Source organism: Gordonia hongkongensis, assembly GCF_023078355.1.
GTDB lineage: Bacteria > Actinomycetota > Actinomycetes > Mycobacteriales > Mycobacteriaceae > Gordonia > Gordonia hongkongensis.
Window position 1 is genome coordinate 2,857,480 of record NZ_CP095552.1, and the last position, 14,654, is coordinate 2,872,133.

The 14,654-nt window shown below is 65.9% G+C and carries 17 protein-coding genes; 9 read left to right on the top strand and 8 right to left on the bottom strand.

Annotation, left to right across the window (positions count from 1 at the left end; all coding sequences use genetic code 11):
• Positions 1-76 precede the first annotated feature (76 nt).
• Complete coding sequence (locus MVF96_RS12980; protein ID WP_005179560.1) at positions 77-667, top strand: cadmium resistance transporter; 591 nt, start codon at positions 77-79, stop codon at positions 665-667.
• Between the two features lie 1,331 nt (positions 668-1,998).
• Positions 1,999-3,393 (top strand): IS1380 family transposase, encoded by a 1,395-nt coding sequence (locus MVF96_RS12985; RefSeq protein WP_055476915.1) that lies wholly within the window; start codon positions 1,999-2,001, stop codon positions 3,391-3,393.
• A 157-nt stretch (positions 3,394-3,550) separates the two neighbouring features.
• Here MVF96_RS12985 and MVF96_RS12990 read toward each other — a convergent pair whose 3' ends face one another.
• The 4 genes from MVF96_RS12990 to MVF96_RS13005 all read right to left on the bottom strand — a co-directional run bounded on the left by MVF96_RS12990 (position 3,551) and on the right by MVF96_RS13005 (position 8,355).
• Positions 3,551-4,681: a PIN-like domain-containing protein gene (locus MVF96_RS12990; protein ID WP_137809386.1), complete on the bottom strand. Its 1,131-nt coding sequence runs from the start codon at positions 4,679-4,681 to the stop codon at positions 3,551-3,553.
• A 58-nt stretch (positions 4,682-4,739) separates the two neighbouring features.
• Positions 4,740-5,771, bottom strand: a complete 1,032-nt coding sequence (locus tag MVF96_RS12995; RefSeq protein ID WP_055476913.1) for a nucleotidyl transferase AbiEii/AbiGii toxin family protein — start codon at positions 5,769-5,771, stop codon at positions 4,740-4,742.
• Positions 5,771-6,439 carry a type IV toxin-antitoxin system AbiEi family antitoxin domain-containing protein gene (locus MVF96_RS13000; RefSeq protein ID WP_055476912.1) on the bottom strand — a complete coding sequence of 223 codons (669 nt, stop codon included), beginning with the start codon at positions 6,437-6,439 and terminating at the stop codon, positions 5,771-5,773. The genes MVF96_RS12995 and MVF96_RS13000 overlap by 1 nt, the downstream gene beginning before the upstream one ends.
• Before the next feature lie 125 nt (positions 6,440-6,564).
• Positions 6,565-8,355 (bottom strand): DNA cytosine methyltransferase, encoded by a 1,791-nt coding sequence (locus MVF96_RS13005; RefSeq protein ID WP_247449284.1) that lies wholly within the window; start codon positions 8,353-8,355, stop codon positions 6,565-6,567.
• 84 nt (positions 8,356-8,439) lie between these two features.
• Here MVF96_RS13005 and MVF96_RS13010 point away from each other — a divergent pair, with 84 nt between their 5' ends.
• A complete protein-coding gene (locus tag MVF96_RS13010; protein WP_247449285.1) occupies positions 8,440-8,820 on the top strand; it encodes a hypothetical protein in 381 nt (126 codons plus the stop codon).
• 121 nt (positions 8,821-8,941) lie between these two features.
• Positions 8,942-9,178, top strand: a complete 237-nt coding sequence (locus MVF96_RS13015) for a helix-turn-helix domain-containing protein (protein ID WP_159372059.1) — start codon at positions 8,942-8,944, stop codon at positions 9,176-9,178.
• Positions 9,179-9,441: 263 nt separating this feature from the next.
• Here the strand turns inward: MVF96_RS13015 and MVF96_RS13020 are convergent, their stop codons facing one another.
• From MVF96_RS13020 to MVF96_RS13030, 3 genes are read right to left on the bottom strand one after another with little or no spacing between them, the layout of a single operon-like run.
• Positions 9,442-10,530 (bottom strand): hypothetical protein, encoded by a 1,089-nt coding sequence (locus MVF96_RS13020; RefSeq protein WP_247449286.1) that lies wholly within the window; start codon positions 10,528-10,530, stop codon positions 9,442-9,444.
• Between the two features lie 17 nt (positions 10,531-10,547).
• Positions 10,548-10,889 (bottom strand): hypothetical protein, encoded by a 342-nt coding sequence (locus MVF96_RS13025; RefSeq protein WP_055476908.1) that lies wholly within the window; start codon positions 10,887-10,889, stop codon positions 10,548-10,550.
• Between the two features lie 39 nt (positions 10,890-10,928).
• Positions 10,929-11,921, bottom strand: coding sequence for a hypothetical protein (locus tag MVF96_RS13030; protein ID WP_055476907.1), 993 nt, complete (start codon positions 11,919-11,921; stop codon positions 10,929-10,931).
• 368 nt (positions 11,922-12,289) lie between these two features.
• Between MVF96_RS13030 and MVF96_RS13035 the strand changes: the two genes are divergently transcribed.
• The 5 genes from MVF96_RS13035 to MVF96_RS13055 all read left to right on the top strand — a co-directional run bounded on the left by MVF96_RS13035 (position 12,290) and on the right by MVF96_RS13055 (position 14,245).
• Positions 12,290-12,496 carry a helix-turn-helix transcriptional regulator gene (locus MVF96_RS13035; protein ID WP_165630006.1) on the top strand — a complete coding sequence of 69 codons (207 nt, stop codon included), beginning with the start codon at positions 12,290-12,292 and terminating at the stop codon, positions 12,494-12,496.
• A gap of 167 nt (positions 12,497-12,663) precedes the next feature.
• Positions 12,664-12,885, top strand: coding sequence for a hypothetical protein (locus tag MVF96_RS13040; RefSeq protein WP_055476921.1), 222 nt, complete (start codon positions 12,664-12,666; stop codon positions 12,883-12,885).
• 5 nt (positions 12,886-12,890) lie between these two features.
• Positions 12,891-13,256 (top strand): hypothetical protein, encoded by a 366-nt coding sequence (locus MVF96_RS13045; RefSeq protein ID WP_139115549.1) that lies wholly within the window; start codon positions 12,891-12,893, stop codon positions 13,254-13,256.
• Positions 13,253-13,594 carry a hypothetical protein gene (locus MVF96_RS13050; RefSeq protein ID WP_055476904.1) on the top strand — a complete coding sequence of 114 codons (342 nt, stop codon included), beginning with the start codon at positions 13,253-13,255 and terminating at the stop codon, positions 13,592-13,594. Before MVF96_RS13045 ends, MVF96_RS13050 begins: the two co-directional genes overlap by 4 nt.
• Positions 13,595-13,783: 189 nt before the next feature.
• On the top strand, positions 13,784-14,245 hold the full coding sequence (locus MVF96_RS13055; RefSeq protein WP_247449287.1) for a hypothetical protein: 462 nt from the start codon (positions 13,784-13,786) through the stop codon (positions 14,243-14,245).
• Here MVF96_RS13055 and MVF96_RS13060 read toward each other — a convergent pair.
• Positions 14,236-14,574, bottom strand: coding sequence for a hypothetical protein (locus MVF96_RS13060; protein ID WP_055476903.1), 339 nt, complete (start codon positions 14,572-14,574; stop codon positions 14,236-14,238). The genes MVF96_RS13055 and MVF96_RS13060 overlap by 10 nt on opposite strands.
• Positions 14,575-14,654 lie beyond the last annotated feature (80 nt).

Consider the following 14,654-nt stretch of genomic DNA (forward strand, 5'->3'; position numbering starts at 1 on the left):
CAGCGGCTACGGCACGCGACACAACTGCGTGTCAGCCGAGCAGCAGTGCACTCCCAGAGAAAGGGCATCCGCCGGAATGGTTACCTCGATCCTGCAGGCCATCGGACTCTTCCTGGTGACCAACATCGACGACATCATCGTGCTTTCGCTGTTCTTCGCCCGCGGCGCGGGAACCCGCGGAACAACGGCCGCCATCGCGACCGGACAATATCTCGGTTTCGGAGCGATCCTCGCCGCGTCGGTCCTCGTAGCGCTGGGAGTCACGGCGCTGCTGCCCGAAGAAGCCATCGCCTACTTCGGGCTCATTCCTCTGCTGCTCGGTCTGCTCGCCGCCTGGAGAGCATGGCGCAACAACGGCGACGACGATGAACGGTTCGAGGGCAAGAAGGTCGCGGTCTGGACGGTGGCGGCGGTGACCTTCGCCAACGGCGGCGACAACATCGGCGTCTACGTCCCGGTCTTCGCGACCGTGGGTACAGCGGCGATCGTCGCCTACTCGGTCGTGTTCCTGCTCTTGGTCGCCGTGCTGGTGTTCACCGCGAAGTTCCTCACCACCCGCAAGGCCATCGCCGAGATCTTGGAACGGTGGGAACACATCCTGTTCCCGCTCGTGCTGATCGTTCTCGGAATCGTCATCCTCGTCAGCGGCGGCGCATTCGGCCTCTGACCGTCGTCCCGGTCTGCACGGCCCAGATCACGGAGGACAGCGGCGATCGGCTCCAAAGAATGAAGTGCTATTCGAGGCCGTAACCGGTAGACAGCCGTCCTTCGGTTGGTCCATGGTTGTGCTCAGGGGCGCTGCACCGTTGTGGCACTACTACCACTGTGGCACTACTACCATCGACGTAGTTCAAGGCCTCCGGCAACGTGGGGCTTCTACCGCGCCTAGCGGGGTCGCTCGTGCAAACGCTTTAGTCGGGCGCTGTCATCGTTGCGAACTGTTTCCGCCCCAGCGCATAGCCCTGACCCACTGGTCAACTTAAAACGCTGATGGAACCGTGAGGGGCGCCGGTTCGGCGCGCCCGCGCGGAGAGAAACTAACCCACGTAGTAGTAACCTGTTCGTGGCTCGTTTGATATCGATCTGTTCCATCCGGGACGACTCTTGGACTGAAGGACCTTCCTTGGCACGGCATCGCAAAGCTGACCCCAGCCCGCTCCCCATTGGTATGCACACGTCCCCTCGCGGTGCCTCGGCGGCCTTCACCCTCGGAGCCACGGGGCCGCAGCCTTCGGGTGTCGCGCGTGCGGCGGGGCGACATCGGATGCCTCCCTCCCCCGAAGCTGTGGTCAGGTCCATCCGGCCCGCTACCTCTGTTCCCCCGCGCGCGTCGCACGCTCGGTCGGGGGGTGCGCCCGGGACGTCTTCATCTTCATATCTACCTCGCGATGGCCGTCCATACACGTCTCGCTCGCATGATGTATGGCCGCGCGCAGCCCGGTTCGATCATAGGGGTTTCGGGCCACCGCGCACACCGCGCACGGTCGATCTCGGCAGGAACCCAGGGCCGCAGCGCCTACTGCTCCATGGGAGCGGGCGTCCGGTCTCGATTGCCAAGGCAGTCAGCAAGTTCGATCTGCTTTTCTCGACGTGCTCGACGACGAGAAGGTCTCGGGCGCATCAGCCAGGTCGACGGCCGTTGCCGGGCTGAGTGGATCGCTCGTGGCCGCGGTGGTTCTCTGTGTAGCCGGCGGGGCCGCGGCCACCGCGCTCGCCGATCGTCACAATCCAACGAACACCCCAGCGCTCATGGCTGGCGTGTCCGCCGACGACCGATCCGCAGCAGCGCCACGACCTGTAGCCCCCGGATCGGTGGACGAAGAACAAGGCACCACTCTGGCAAGGGCATCGTCACGCGATGAGCTGTCCGCGGCCGTGCGGGAGCTAGCCTCGTGCTTTCACGCTGATTCCGTGTCGTGAATGAAGAATGGTGCCCTGACCTGGGATGATTGAGATTGCGAAGTCATCAATCGGACCAGATCGAGGAGCACCATTCAGGTGAGTAAGTCTACGTCGCCCTATCCCGTGCTGTCTGCAGATGGCACCGGAACCGGGGTAGTGTCGCAAGCCGGCGCCACGGTGTTGCTGCGGACAGCCGAGAAAACGGGCCTGACCACCGATTTATCGGACGCGTTGACACCGTGGCGTAAACCCCTGGCGACCCACGATCCAGGCAAGATCATCACGGATCTGGCCGTGGCAGTCGCGATCGGCGGTGATTGTCTGGCCGACATCAACCAACTGCGCGCCGACCCCGCCGTATTCGGTCAGGTCGCCTCTGACCCCACGGTGTCACGACTGATCTCGGCGTTGGCCGCCGACGCCCCAGCGGCATTGACGGCCATCAACTCCGCCCGCGCTGCTGCCCGGGCAGAGTGCTGGTCAGCAGCCGCCACGTCCGCCCCCGATCACGACGCCGATACTGGCGATCCCCTGATCGTCGATCTCGACGCAACCTTGGTGACCGCGCACTCGGAGAAACAGGATGCGGCACCAACCTACAAGCGCGGGTTCGGTTTCCACCCGCTGTGTGCGTTTGTCGATCACGGTAGCCAGGGCACTGGCGAACCCCTGGCCATCCAATTGCGGCCCGGCAACGCCGGCGCCAACACCGCCGCCGACCACATCACGGTCACCGCCGCCGCACTCGAGCAGCTACCGACGGTGCAGGGGTATCGGGTCGGCAAGTCGGTGCTGGTACGCACCGACTCGGCCGGCGGCACCCACGAGTTCCTCGGCTATCTCACCCGCCGGCGCCTGGCCTATTCAGTGGGATTCGGGCTGACCGAGACCATCGCGGCCGCAACCGACCGGATCAGTCCCGAGGCGTGGACCCCGGCCTACGATGCCGACGGCGTGCAACGCGACGGGGCGTGGGTGGCCGAGTTGACCGGGTTGATCGACCTATCGGGCTGGCCGCAGGGGATGCGTGTGATCGTCCGGAAGGAGAGGCCGCACCCGGGTGCACAATTGCGGTTCACCGACCGTGATGGGTTGCGGCTGACCGCGTTCGCCACCAACACCGTCCGTGGCCAACTCGCTGATCTGGAGCTGTGTCACCGGCGGCGGGCTCGATGTGAGGACCGGGTCCGTACCGCCAAAGACTGTGGCCTGACGAATCTCCCGCTGCACGGCTTCGATCAGAACCGGATCTGGTGCGCGATCGTGATGCTCGCCTGCGAGTTGATCGCCTGGACGCAGATGCTCGCGTTCACCGATCACCCTGCTCGCCGGTGGGAACCCAAGCGACTGCGCCACCGCGTGTTCTCGATCGCGGCCAAGATCAGCCGCCACGCCCGGCGAACCCGCATGAAGCTGGCCACCCACGCTCCGCACGTCGATCTGCTACTCGACGGGCTAGCAAGGCTTGCAGCACTTCCAGCGCCGGCCTGACCACCAGGCCGACCAACCTTCGATCCAGAAAGGACATTCACACCTCGGGGCCGTGAAACCCGACGCACACCGACGCCTCGGACAACACCACACGGCCCACGCCCGAAATCCGGTCCTCAGACCACCCAACCGGGCCACTCAACAAGGGACCGCCACCTCACGAAACATCGAGGTTAGATGCCGGATTGCCTGGCCCGTACATAAACTTCTGGAACGACTTAGATGCGGGATTGTCTTCCCCGTACATGAAGTTCCGGAACGCCTCGGAGCGCAGCGTCGTGTCAAACGCCTCGTTGGTGCGAACCCATTCCCTCAGGCGCTCCATAGTCTCTTCGGGCAGAACGATCCTCGAACCAGAATCGGAGACAGAAATGCGTGCATTCTTGACCTCGTCGATCACATCGTTGTCCACATCGGCGTCGAGATAGGTGTTGAGGTCTTCGAGGAAGGTGTCCGAGTTCACGTGGTGGTATCGCTGGCCGGTTTCGTCAGCGAACTCACGCAGAAGGTCAGGTAGAGGCCCGAAGTCCTTGTCGTCAACGATCTGACGCCAGTCTGCCTTCATGTCGTCGCTCACAAACAGCACGTCCTGCTCGACAGCTCGGGCCAGGTCCATCATCTCCATCCAGATGAGTGGGTCACCGATCCCGCCGTCCCGCTTGGACTCATCGACTCCGGTCCCGGGGGGCATGGCAGCGGCGAGCCGAGCACGTGCCTGGTCCTCCCATGCCCGGAGGTCGGTCGATGTCCGCCGACGACCGATCTGACCGGCATCGGTGAACAGCTTCTCGATACGATCCCGGATTGGGTCATCTGTCTGAATTTGTTTGGGGTGGAGGATATTCGACTCACGCTCTGCCCGTATCGCTCCGTCGATGGTAGTCGCGGCTTCCTTGAATGCCGTGTCCGCCGCGTCGAGTAGTCGTTTCTGTACTCCGGTGTCCTTGACTTCCCTGATAGCCGCGCGAAGTTCCTGCAGGAGCTGACTATTGACGCCTTTGCCCTTGACTCCCGAGATGATGTTCGTCGCTCTGGTGTATTGCTTGGCGTGATCGGCTGCGACGGACAGTCGTTGACGGTGGTATTCGAAGCCGGCGCGGTAGGGAAGGAAGAGGCGCGGACGGATATCGTCCCGTTCGAGCTGGACGAGGATCTTCTCGCGGGACTCCTTCGATATCCGGTACAGGCCCAGCAGGACGTTGGCATCCAACGCGATTCTGGCCTTAGTGACGAAATCGCGGCGCTCATCGTCGCCATCGGAGTACCACTCACCGAACACATCACGCATCGCGTCCTCCTGCCTTCGCTGCGCCATTCCCGCTTTGCGGCGGGGCCGCTGGTCAAATCTAAAGCTCGGGTCCGTGGTCGCGGGAGCGTTCTGTGCTACGCGACGATGGCCGCGGGGAGGTCCCCGGTGCCGGTGTGCGCGGTGCCGCCTGTGCAGCACGGGTGTCGGCGAGCAGTTCTCCAATCGAACGTGGCCTGTCCGAAGTCCAGACACCGTCGTCGGGGTTCCACTGGCCGTTCTCTGTCGCGCCCGTCAGGATCGGTTCGATGAGGCTGTTGGCGGCCGTGAGCGCGGCGTCGGCCTGGTGCAGGTGCGCCGGCAAGCCGCTGTGCGCGGCGCGCTCTGGGTAGTCGCGCTCCCAGGTCGGGTTGGGCAGCACCAACGGCGCAGGGATCGTCAGGTCGCGGCGCTGTTCTTGGTGGCAGATCGCAGCATGCAGCTGCTCGGCGTCGAACGACTGGGTGCGGGCGAGGATGACGAGGTCGACCAGATCGTGGGCGCGGGTCGAGGGGCTGTCGCCGTGGGGGCCGTGCAGCTCGTAGAGGGCAGCGACTTTGTCGGCGACTGCCTCGGCGGCGGCCTGCATCCGGATCACGGGCATGGGGTCGAGTTCGTCGAGCGCGAGCACCGGGCGCGGGCTGATCGTCTCGGGCGGTAGCAGCATCTCCCGGTGGGTCGCGAGGTCGAGCGTGGCGTCGGAGAACCGTTGTCCGGCAAGGTTGTAACGGATACGCCCGGCGAACAAGCCCGGGCTACGAGTCGCGGTGATCGTGATGTCGAACTCGCCGAAGTCGCCGGGTCCGGGGTGGGCGGCCTGGCGCAGCGAGTGCTGCATGTGTTCGGCGTCGAGGCGGGTCGCCAGGTCGGCGTCGGCGGTGGGGCGGGCCTGGGTCGGCGCCCGGAATTGCAGGGCGGTGCCGCCGGTGAGGATCCACTGGTCGGCGTCGGGGGAACGGAACAGCCGGGCCAGGAACAACTGGAGGGTCACGGTCTGAGCGAGCTCGTCACGGCTGAATCTGCTCGTCCGAGCCTCGGCGGACAGGCGGGCTTTCAGCCCGGCACGGAAGGCCTCTTCGGACGCATACGCCATCAGCCGACCAGCACCGGTTCGGCCGGCATCTGGGCCTGATCGAGCAACGAGGCGAACAGCTCAGCACCCGAGGCGTACTTCCAGCGCGGCGCGGCCCGATCACATGCCGCGATCAGCTCGTCGGCGTCGACCAGCGATTCGGTCAGGCAGGTGTGCAGCGCGGTCCCGATGTGCCCGCCGTCGCCGTGGGTGAGCAGCAGGTCGACCACGGTGCGCGCGGGTGTGGTCACCGGCAGTCCGTCGACGAGGTCCCAGTCGCGGCCGCGGTCACCGATCGGCCGGCGCCAGGTGCGCACCGACGGGTCGCGGACGTTGATGCGATGCGGGCTGCTCAGCTCGAGCCCGGATGCGGTGATCGTGCCCAGCCGAAGGACCTGGGCGGCGGCGGCGTGGCTCACCACGCTGTCAGGGTGGGTGCGGCGGTCCTCGATGTCAGCGGCGGGGTGCAGCGCCAACCACTGTGCCGCCCAGTCACCGAGCGTGGTCCAGGCCGAGGACTCGGGGACCTCGTAGACACCGTGGTGTACCCGGACGATGGCCTCACGGGAAGCGAGGCGAGCCAGGACATACGGCGCGACGCCGAGGTTGCGGGCCTGGGCGGTGGTGAACAGCCCGAACTGGCGATCAGCCAGGTCGCGGATCGCACCCCACCGGCCAGCGTCAATCATGCAGCAATAATAGCAACGGGCGTGATCGGTGAGGCTTTCCGAGCTGTCCGAGCGCGGCCCGTCCGTGTGGACTGGGCCGGATGCCCCGGCACAGTGGTCACGGTGTGCCGGGGCGGTCGACGTCATCATCCGCTGGTGGGGTGCAGGACTTCGCGTAGGCGGGTGCCGATCCACAGCGGGACGGGTGGGGTGACGGCGTTGCCGTAGCCGTCGATCTGGTCGCGGCCTTTGCCCCAGACGGTGAAGGTGCCCTTGTGGTCGCCGAAGTCGGGGTCGAATCCGCAGCCGCGGCCGACCTCGTGCGGGGTCATCATGCGGAAGAAGCACTCATCGAGCGGGATGTCGGCGAGGGCGTCGCGCCAGTGAGTGGCCAGCAGGGCGGTGGTGTCGCGGCTGGTCAGGGTGCCCAGCGGATCGGTGAGCGGGTGCGCGGCGGTCTCGGTGCCGGTGCTGCCGTTCTGCTTGAACCAGCCCGCGAGCAGCGCGGGGTCGCCGGTCGCGGTGAGCAGGCCGGGGGTCTGTTCGGCGGTGACCGTCGGCATGGCCTGGGCGTGGCTGGTCGGGGTGGTGTGTTTGCGGAAGGGCACCACACCGGAGGACACGATGCTCAGGGTTTCCGAACCGCCCTGGGTGGGCAGCGCCTCATCGAGGCCGCGTGGTGCGCCCTGGAAGTTGTTGATGGCCATCGCGACCGGGGGAGTGAGCAGGCCGGTGGCGTTGGTGGCGGTCTGGGTCCACAGCGGCTGCCCCAGGGTTCGGGTCCGGCACTGCGATCCGGGGCGCTCGAAGGTGTTTCCGGCGGCGACCATGATCGCGCCGGTACTGAGCAGCGCGGTCTCTTGCTGCGAGGTTTGCGTCGACATCGGTTGCAGCGGGTGGCGTTCCACGCCGCGTTGGGCCTTGGCCGGCATCAGCACGGCGGGGAACTCGGCGAACTTCTGACGGCACCGCTCCGCGCGGGCCATGGTCGCCGGGGCCAGCGGCTTGGCCCGCTCGCCGATCCGGGTTCCCAGGTGGGTGAGGTCCAAGGCGGTCAGCGACGGTGTGGCGGTGGGGGAGACCTCACCGAAGCAACGCGGGCAGCGGTAGTTGTACTGCTTGCCGTAGCGCACCGATCCGCTCGCGGGCACGCCGGTCTTCCACGCCCACATCGCCTCGACGGCCTCGTCGCAGGGGCCGCACCACGCCTGGGGGCGGTGGTCGAGGTCGGGGGCGGGCAGTGTGCGGTCCCAGAACACGATGTAGAGCCGGTCCCGGCTCTGTGGGACGCCGAAGAACATCGAGTTGAGGTAGAGCACCTTGTGCTCGTAGCCGAGCTTGGTGATCTCGCGCAGCCACCACCGATACGTCGACCCGTCGCCGACCTTGCGTCGCCCGGGCACCGCTGGACCCCAGGACTGCAACTCGGTGGTGCATTCGACCAGGATCAGCAGCGGGTGGTGCTGATCGGCGTAGTGCAGCACACAGTTGGCCGTGGCGCGGTCCCGCTCGGACCGGGTGGCGCGTTCCTCGAACTCGGGGTCGTCGAGGTCGAACAACGTCAGACCCTGTTCGTAGGCGCGCTGGGTGTTGGCCTGGGAATGGTTGGTGCAGGTCACCCCGGCGACCAGCAGATCGGCCGCCGGGAGTTCGCGCACCGAGTGGTAGGTGTCGGAGTCGGTGTTGATCAGATCAGCGATCCAGTGCTCGACATGCGGGTGGTTGGCCTCGTGCACCTCGACCTTGTAGCGGTTGTGGTTGGCCCCGACGATAGTGTCGAATCCGGCGGCCTCGATGCCCTGGGTGAATCCGCCGAATCCCGAGAACAAGTCCAGCGCGGTCGGGTTGTCGTGGCGGAATCGTCTGCGGCGCAGCGCCGGTCGATGTTCCGCTGTCTTCGAGATGATGTGCCCCATGATCGTCGCTTCCTCGCTCATTCCATCCTCGGTGGTTGCCTATAGACTACCATCAACGGTAGCCTATAGGCAACCATTACGGCACGGAGCAAGAAGGAGCAGCACATGGCCACGACCACCGAAAACACCTGCGCGGCAACACCGATGAGTGTTCATGCGCGAGCGATCGCCGCAAGCATCGAGCAGTGGCGCCAAGCCTGCGACCTCGCAGGCAGTGTCGACGCTGAACATGACGCGGCCGCCGCCCTGGTCGGGCTGGTCGAGCAAGCGATGCCCGAGCTGGCGCGCACCGAGGTTGTCGAGCGGTCGTATCTGGTCCGCCGGGTGCAGCGCTACGTCGGCCCGCTGCCCGAGCAGTGGGCAGCGATGGACGATTCCGAGCGCGACCAGTACGTCTGCGGCCACTGGCTGGCCATTGAGGAGTTCGACGAGCACATCGACGACGACCAGCTGACCCTGACGATCGTGAACCCGCGCAGTGAGTAGCTGTCCCGCGCCGACCGGGCGCACCGCCGTCGTACCGCCGCCCGCGGCGACCTCGCCGGTAGGCTCAGCCACGCCGAGTGTGCCCGCCGACCTGGCGGGCGACAGGGGAGGAGGAGCCGTCATGGCCGTCGACATCGACGAACCTGCGTTGCTACGCGCTCTCGGAGAAGCGATCACGACCCGCCGCGAGGAACTGGGCCTCAGTCAGCGGGCCCTGGGTCTCGAGGCCGGCGTCGAGCGCAACATGCTGCGCGGCGTGGAAGACGGATCGCGGCGGGCAACCATCATCACCCTGGCGCGCATCGCCGAAGCGCTGAAAGTGCCGATTTCGCAACTACTTCAGCAGATCGGGCACTAGCCCTCCACGACCCTCAGTGAAGACCCGCACCGGCTGGTCGTCGCCGCGCGTAGCCAGGAGGGAGGGGAGGGGGCTGCACATTCGGGGGAGTTCGCCGCCCTCCCCTCCTATCCTGTGAGGAACGATCTTCGGTTGGGTGTGGCAACTCAGAAGAACGTCCCGCCACACTAGCAAATCGTCTCTTTGCTGTAGTCACCGCCGCGCGCACTTGGCGTTTGTGCCGCAGACACTTCCTGCTGGCAGCCTCGGCGACGTGGCCTGGATCAGGCGGCGCCGGTGGGCAACTGCGGGATGAGCTGCTGGTCGAGGGCGGGCAGTGCGGCGATGTCGGCCCAGGACACCGAGACGGTGTGGATGCGGTCGAGGCAGGCGGTGATGTCGCGTTTGACTGCGGCGAGTTCGGGATCGTCGGCGCTGCTGCGGGTGAGTCGGGTGACGAGTTTGTTGAGGCGTTGCAGCGCGGCGCGTTCGGTCGGGCTGCGATCGTCGAGCCCGACGGCGGCGGCGTGGTCATTCGCGTCGTGCCAGGCCGCCCAGGCGCGGTCGGCGAGGGCCAGTGCGTGGTCGACGTCGTTGGCGGTGGAGTGTTCGCCTAGGGCGTCGACGGCGGCCGCGAGATCGGTCATGGCGCTGGTGTAGGCGACCGTGGTGGCAACGGTGCCGGTGGTGTCGTGCAGCAGGGGTTTGGTGAGGTACCAGGCTTCGGTGTCGAGTTTGTAGTGCCCCCAGGCGGCGAGCAGGTCCTCGAGCGAACGGGCGGCGTCGGCGCGGCGCCGGGCGAGGTCGTCGTCCCCGGCGACGGACGGCTGGTCGGGAGTGTCGTCGTCGCGACCGGCGTAGGCGACGTGGGCGGCCTGTTCAACTATGCCCTGCCAGCCGCGAGCATCCTGGCCGGAGTGGTGAAGGGTGTAGTAGCACCAGTAGGCGGCGATGGGGGTGAGAGCGGCCATGACCATTGCTACGACGTTGAACCCGTCCAGGGACGGCGGCAGCTCGAAGCCGAAGGCGCCGAGGAGGTACGCTGCTGGACCCGTCAGTCCGAAGAAGCCATAGAAGGCGATGTCGCCGCCATGTCGAGCCGGGTGCTGTCCGCTGAGGCGGAAGTCCTGTTTGAGGTCGGCCAGCTCCGCGGCCGCGGCCAGCTCGTCCACCCGCCTGCGTAGCTCATTGTGAGCGATCACAGCGCCTCTGGGGTCTGCCAAGCTGCCGCTCGCCTGCACGCCGTCTGCGGCGAGGACGATCTGGACTGCCCGCGCCCTCAGCAGGGGGTCGGGATGGGTGCGGATGCGTTCGGCGACGTGCGCGACGAAGTCGGCGCGGTCGGTGCCGGCGCGAATCGTCCTGTCGTTCACTAGATGCGGACCCTTCGTCAGGGAATGGATTCGATGTCCGGCGGGCCGGACGACCGCCGACGGTTGTCCAGCGCGCGGCGTAGCTCGGCCCAGAATCCGAACAGTCCGAGGATCAAAACGTTGACGACGGTGCAGAAGATCGCCATGAGGGTGATTAGAGTTACGTCGCCGGCCTGGTACTGGCCGGAGGCGATCGTGAGGACTGCGCCGGTCACAAGGGTGACGGTCGAGGCCACCGGGGGTGCGGCCGCGAGCAGACGCACCCCTCGGCGACGGTGTGGGTATGCCGAGTTGGCGACAGCCAGGGCGAGGACTCCGGCCAATTGCAAGGCGACGGCGAAGTACAGGAAGGACCACACGGTTGACCCCTTTCGTAGGTCGGTGGCGTTCAATGTGGGTCATTGTTGCAGCTGCGGCCGACAGACTGCCGTGTTGAGTTGCCGCTGAACAGCTTCTGCGACCAGCGCCCGGACCGGTGGGATGCGGCGTGCGCCGGCCTCGGCGATGAGTGTGGTGATGCGGTCGAGCAGGTTGTCGCGGTAGGCGTCGGTGATGGTCGGGTCCAGTGCCTGGTCGAGCATTTTGCGTGCTCGGGTGAGCTTTCCACGCTTGGCGGGCTGGATGTTCAGGCCGGTCTCGCGGGCATGGCGTGAGGCACTGTCCCGTGCGTCGCGGGCAGCGAGGGCGGTGGCGACGGCACGGTCGGCGAGGTCTCTGTCCAGGGGCCGGGAGTCGTAGGCCGCAGCGTGGGCCGCGGTGTAGGCGTCGAGGAACGCCGCGGTGCGGGGATCGTTGGTGTCGTCGAGGAGTGGGCGCGCGAACAACCGGTCGGCGAGGTCGGCGTGGTAGGCGGCGTACTCGGCGTCGATGGAGCCCAGGACGTCGGCCGCCTTGACCCACTGAGCACGCACACTCGTCACCAGAACGGCTCGGCGAGAACGTGCTTGGCTCACTTTGTGGCAGGCGAGAACCGCGACAGCGATGACGATGAGGCTGGCCGCGGCGGCTCCGCAGATGATCCACAGCGTCGTGTAGTCGGTGGGCGCCTCGGGGGCAGACGGTGTCTGCTCGGCCGGGGCCGGCGGCGGTGGCGCGGGGGACGCGTCGGGGGAGGTTGGCTGCCTGTCCCGATCCGGGCCGGGGCCGACCAGTGTCAGAACGAGTCCGACGGAGGAGAGGATGACACCACCGACCGCAAGTGGAACGACGGCGGCGGCGCCCCCGCCTGATTTCTTCGCAATGGCGGCTCGCAGGCCCGCCCCCAACAAGATGACCACCCCGATGATCGAGGCCCCCCATCCGAGATTGGCCGCCACCTGCACAAAGGCCTCAGGGGCCTCCGGTATGAGGGGAGCTGCGTCGGCCAGGACTCCGAGAGTTGCGAACTCCATTGGCCTACCGCCCCTTTCGCTGATCGGCAGACGCCACGTCAGGAGTGAACTCGACAAGCCGCTGTCGGAATCCAGCATCGAACGCCGAGGTCGGCGGGTAGTGCGCCAGGATCGCCGCTGCGGCGCTCGCCCGGGCGGTCGGGGTGATGCGGCGGATGGTGTGATCGGCGGCGAGATAGCCGGAGGCTTGTTCGATTAGAGTGGGGCATTGGTGCATGTCACGGCCCTTTCCGTGGTGTGCGTCGGGTCCGTGGGTGTTCCAGCACCCGCGGACCACTCTTGTTTCTGCCCGAGTCGGCAGCGAAGGTTCACCGCATCATCAGCGATGATGGTTTTAGTCTACATAGGTGTGGGTTATAGTCAACATCGTGGAGAGACTTCGGGAGCTGGGCAGCCGGGTGCGTGACGCGCGGACCGGTCGCGGTCAGACGCAGGCCGAAGTAGCCAAAGCTGTTGGCGTGCACCGGACACACTTGTCGGCGATCGAGTCCGGCGGTGAGAACATCACCGTCGGGACGCTGTACCGGATCGCTGACCACTTCGACATACCTGCTTCGCAGCTACTTCCGGATTGATGACCTGTGTGACTCTCGGACGCATCGTGGCATCGAGTCGGGCGTCGATGGTGGAGATGACGGCCCTTGGTAGGGCTCACCCCCGCCCACCGCAGTGTCGCCGACGCGAGACTGTCGGACCACTGTGCGACAGTGCCTTACAGGTGAACCAATCCGAAAGGTGAGTGATGATCGAGTCACAGTGGATCGCCCGTTGGCCGGAGTTGTTCTCAGGACTCACCGATCTGCAGGTCCGCGGTGTCGTGCAGGCGATCGACAACAACGTCCTCGACGGCTGGAACCCGCAACGTGACGACATTGAGTTCCTGACCCGCTCGGCACGCGGCGAGGTCACTGAGAACGAGGAAGTCGCCGAAGTCCTCGCGCTCATCGCCAACAGAAGGAAATAACACCTATGGAAACCACGGCGATCATCCTGCTCTTTGCCGGAGCCGTCACAATAATCACCGCCGGGGTAATTCGGCAACGCGTTAACCGTTTTCAGCCTCGCCCACACAAGGACGCCGCGACCGCTGTTGCCCGTGCACGGCAATTCCAGCGAGTTGCGATGACCTTTGCGGCGATCACAGTCGTATGCGGCGCCACCGCAGCCGCCCTCAACGACGGAAACACCACGACGTGGGTGTGCGGCGCTGTGGTGCTTGTTGCGGGAGCGGTCGAGTGCTTCCTCATTGCGCGGGTTCGCATTCCCGATGTCCAGCACCTTCGTGCCCTCGGCTTCGACACCGGTCGAACCAATCCGGAAGGACAACGCCGATGATCCTTGCTGCTGACGCCAACTTTCCCGACACGTCGATCGTCCCGTCCGGCGCATGGGGCGCGGCCGTGGGATGGGTGATGATTGCGGTGTTCTGGGTGGGCGCGGCGACTATCGGACTCATACTCGGAGGGCGCCAGACACCGAGCGAGGACGGCGAGTCTCGCTCTTTCATCGTCATGACCCTGCTGATCCCTGCGGCGATCATGATTGCCGGGCTCATTTTCTTCCGCACGGTGCTGCCATTCCCCCTGGCGATCGTCATCGCCGTGGGCGTAGGCGTCGCGGCGTTTGTCGCGTTGCGCATGAAGTTCTTGGGTGCGTTCCGACGCCGAATATGACAGCGGTACAGGGATACCCGTCATCTGCGCCGTAGTAGGCCACAGCCCCACCCTCGCGACGGAAACCCAACGGCTACCCGATGGGCATACCCGTCAACACACCGGTACCTTCTGCCGGCGGTGCGCATCGCGCATCGGCGATTGAGCCACCAATCACGCCTGTTCAGACCGTGAAGAAAGGACGCCGCATTGAATCAAGCGGTAGCGGCCGGATTCGTCTGGCAGATCCTGCTCCTGAGCGGCCTCGTCTACTGGTCGAGATTCGGCGTGGCCGCTGTCATAGACGCGGCAACACAACCTGTTCGGGCGGTGCGCTGGCAGCCGCACCCTGAGCTTGGACCTACACCGCCGCCCGCCCGGTTCAAATGGACCACCGGCCTGGTCGGCCTGGCTACCCTGCCCGTCGGCGTGCTCCTCGCTGGCTTCTGCGCGCTCTGGCGGATTACCGCCACCGCGTGGCCGTCGGGAGTCTTCGTCGGGGCAGGATGGACGCTAGCCATTCTCGGGTGGTTGGCGTTGCTGATGGCCGGCGAACTGTCGATCGCGAAAGAACTCGACCAGGGCCCACTATCCGCTCAGCACTACATCGGCACCGCAATCGGAAACACCTCAGCTCGTCGAGACCGCAGTGACCGCTGGTCTCACCCGTAGACGAGGGAGCCAAACAGTGCCGCCTGAACAATGGCGTCTGCATCTGTCGCGTCGATGGTCTCGGCATCGTGGGTGCGGACAGCGGCGGCGATCCTACGACGCTGCACATCCGGAATCATTGCTGCGCCATTGACGATGGAGTTCACGCCCCGGGCGATCGTGTCGAGCGTGATCACGTGCGGATCGCCGGAGCTTTCCTCGACAGTCGCTCGCGGATCACTGCTCCAGCGATAGTCGGTACAGGTCGACCAGTAGCCGATACCGCCTTCAAGTGCGCAGGTGTAAACGTCGCACAGGAACTCGGTGCGCACCGTGGTCCGCGTTGCCATGATCGGTCTCCTTGAACTGCTAGTTCGCGTTGCATTACGTCACTGGTGACGTAATATAAAGCAGCACAACATATTTCGCC

Excerpts from the sequence above, each read along its gene's own strand:
- MVF96_RS12980 (WP_005179560.1), top strand. The coding sequence starts at position 77 with ATGGTTACCTCGATCCTGCAGGCCATCGGACTCTTCCTGGTGACCAAC.
- MVF96_RS12990 (WP_137809386.1), bottom strand. The coding sequence starts at position 4,681 with ATGCGTGATGTGTTCGGTGAGTGGTACTCCGATGGCGACGATGAGCGC.
- MVF96_RS12995 (WP_055476913.1), bottom strand. The coding sequence starts at position 5,771 with ATGGCGTATGCGTCCGAAGAGGCCTTCCGTGCCGGGCTGAAAGCCCGC.
- MVF96_RS13000 (WP_055476912.1), bottom strand. The coding sequence starts at position 6,439 with ATGATTGACGCTGGCCGGTGGGGTGCGATCCGCGACCTGGCTGATCGC.
- MVF96_RS13005 (WP_247449284.1), bottom strand. The coding sequence starts at position 8,355 with ATGAGCGAGGAAGCGACGATCATGGGGCACATCATCTCGAAGACAGCG.
- MVF96_RS13010 (WP_247449285.1), top strand. The coding sequence starts at position 8,440 with ATGGCCACGACCACCGAAAACACCTGCGCGGCAACACCGATGAGTGTT.
- MVF96_RS13015 (WP_159372059.1), top strand. The coding sequence starts at position 8,942 with ATGGCCGTCGACATCGACGAACCTGCGTTGCTACGCGCTCTCGGAGAA.
- MVF96_RS13030 (WP_055476907.1), bottom strand. The coding sequence starts at position 11,921 with ATGGAGTTCGCAACTCTCGGAGTCCTGGCCGACGCAGCTCCCCTCATA.
- MVF96_RS13040 (WP_055476921.1), top strand. The coding sequence starts at position 12,664 with ATGATCGAGTCACAGTGGATCGCCCGTTGGCCGGAGTTGTTCTCAGGA.
- MVF96_RS13045 (WP_139115549.1), top strand. The coding sequence starts at position 12,891 with ATGGAAACCACGGCGATCATCCTGCTCTTTGCCGGAGCCGTCACAATA.
- MVF96_RS13050 (WP_055476904.1), top strand. The coding sequence starts at position 13,253 with ATGATCCTTGCTGCTGACGCCAACTTTCCCGACACGTCGATCGTCCCG.
- MVF96_RS13060 (WP_055476903.1), bottom strand. The coding sequence starts at position 14,574 with ATGGCAACGCGGACCACGGTGCGCACCGAGTTCCTGTGCGACGTTTAC.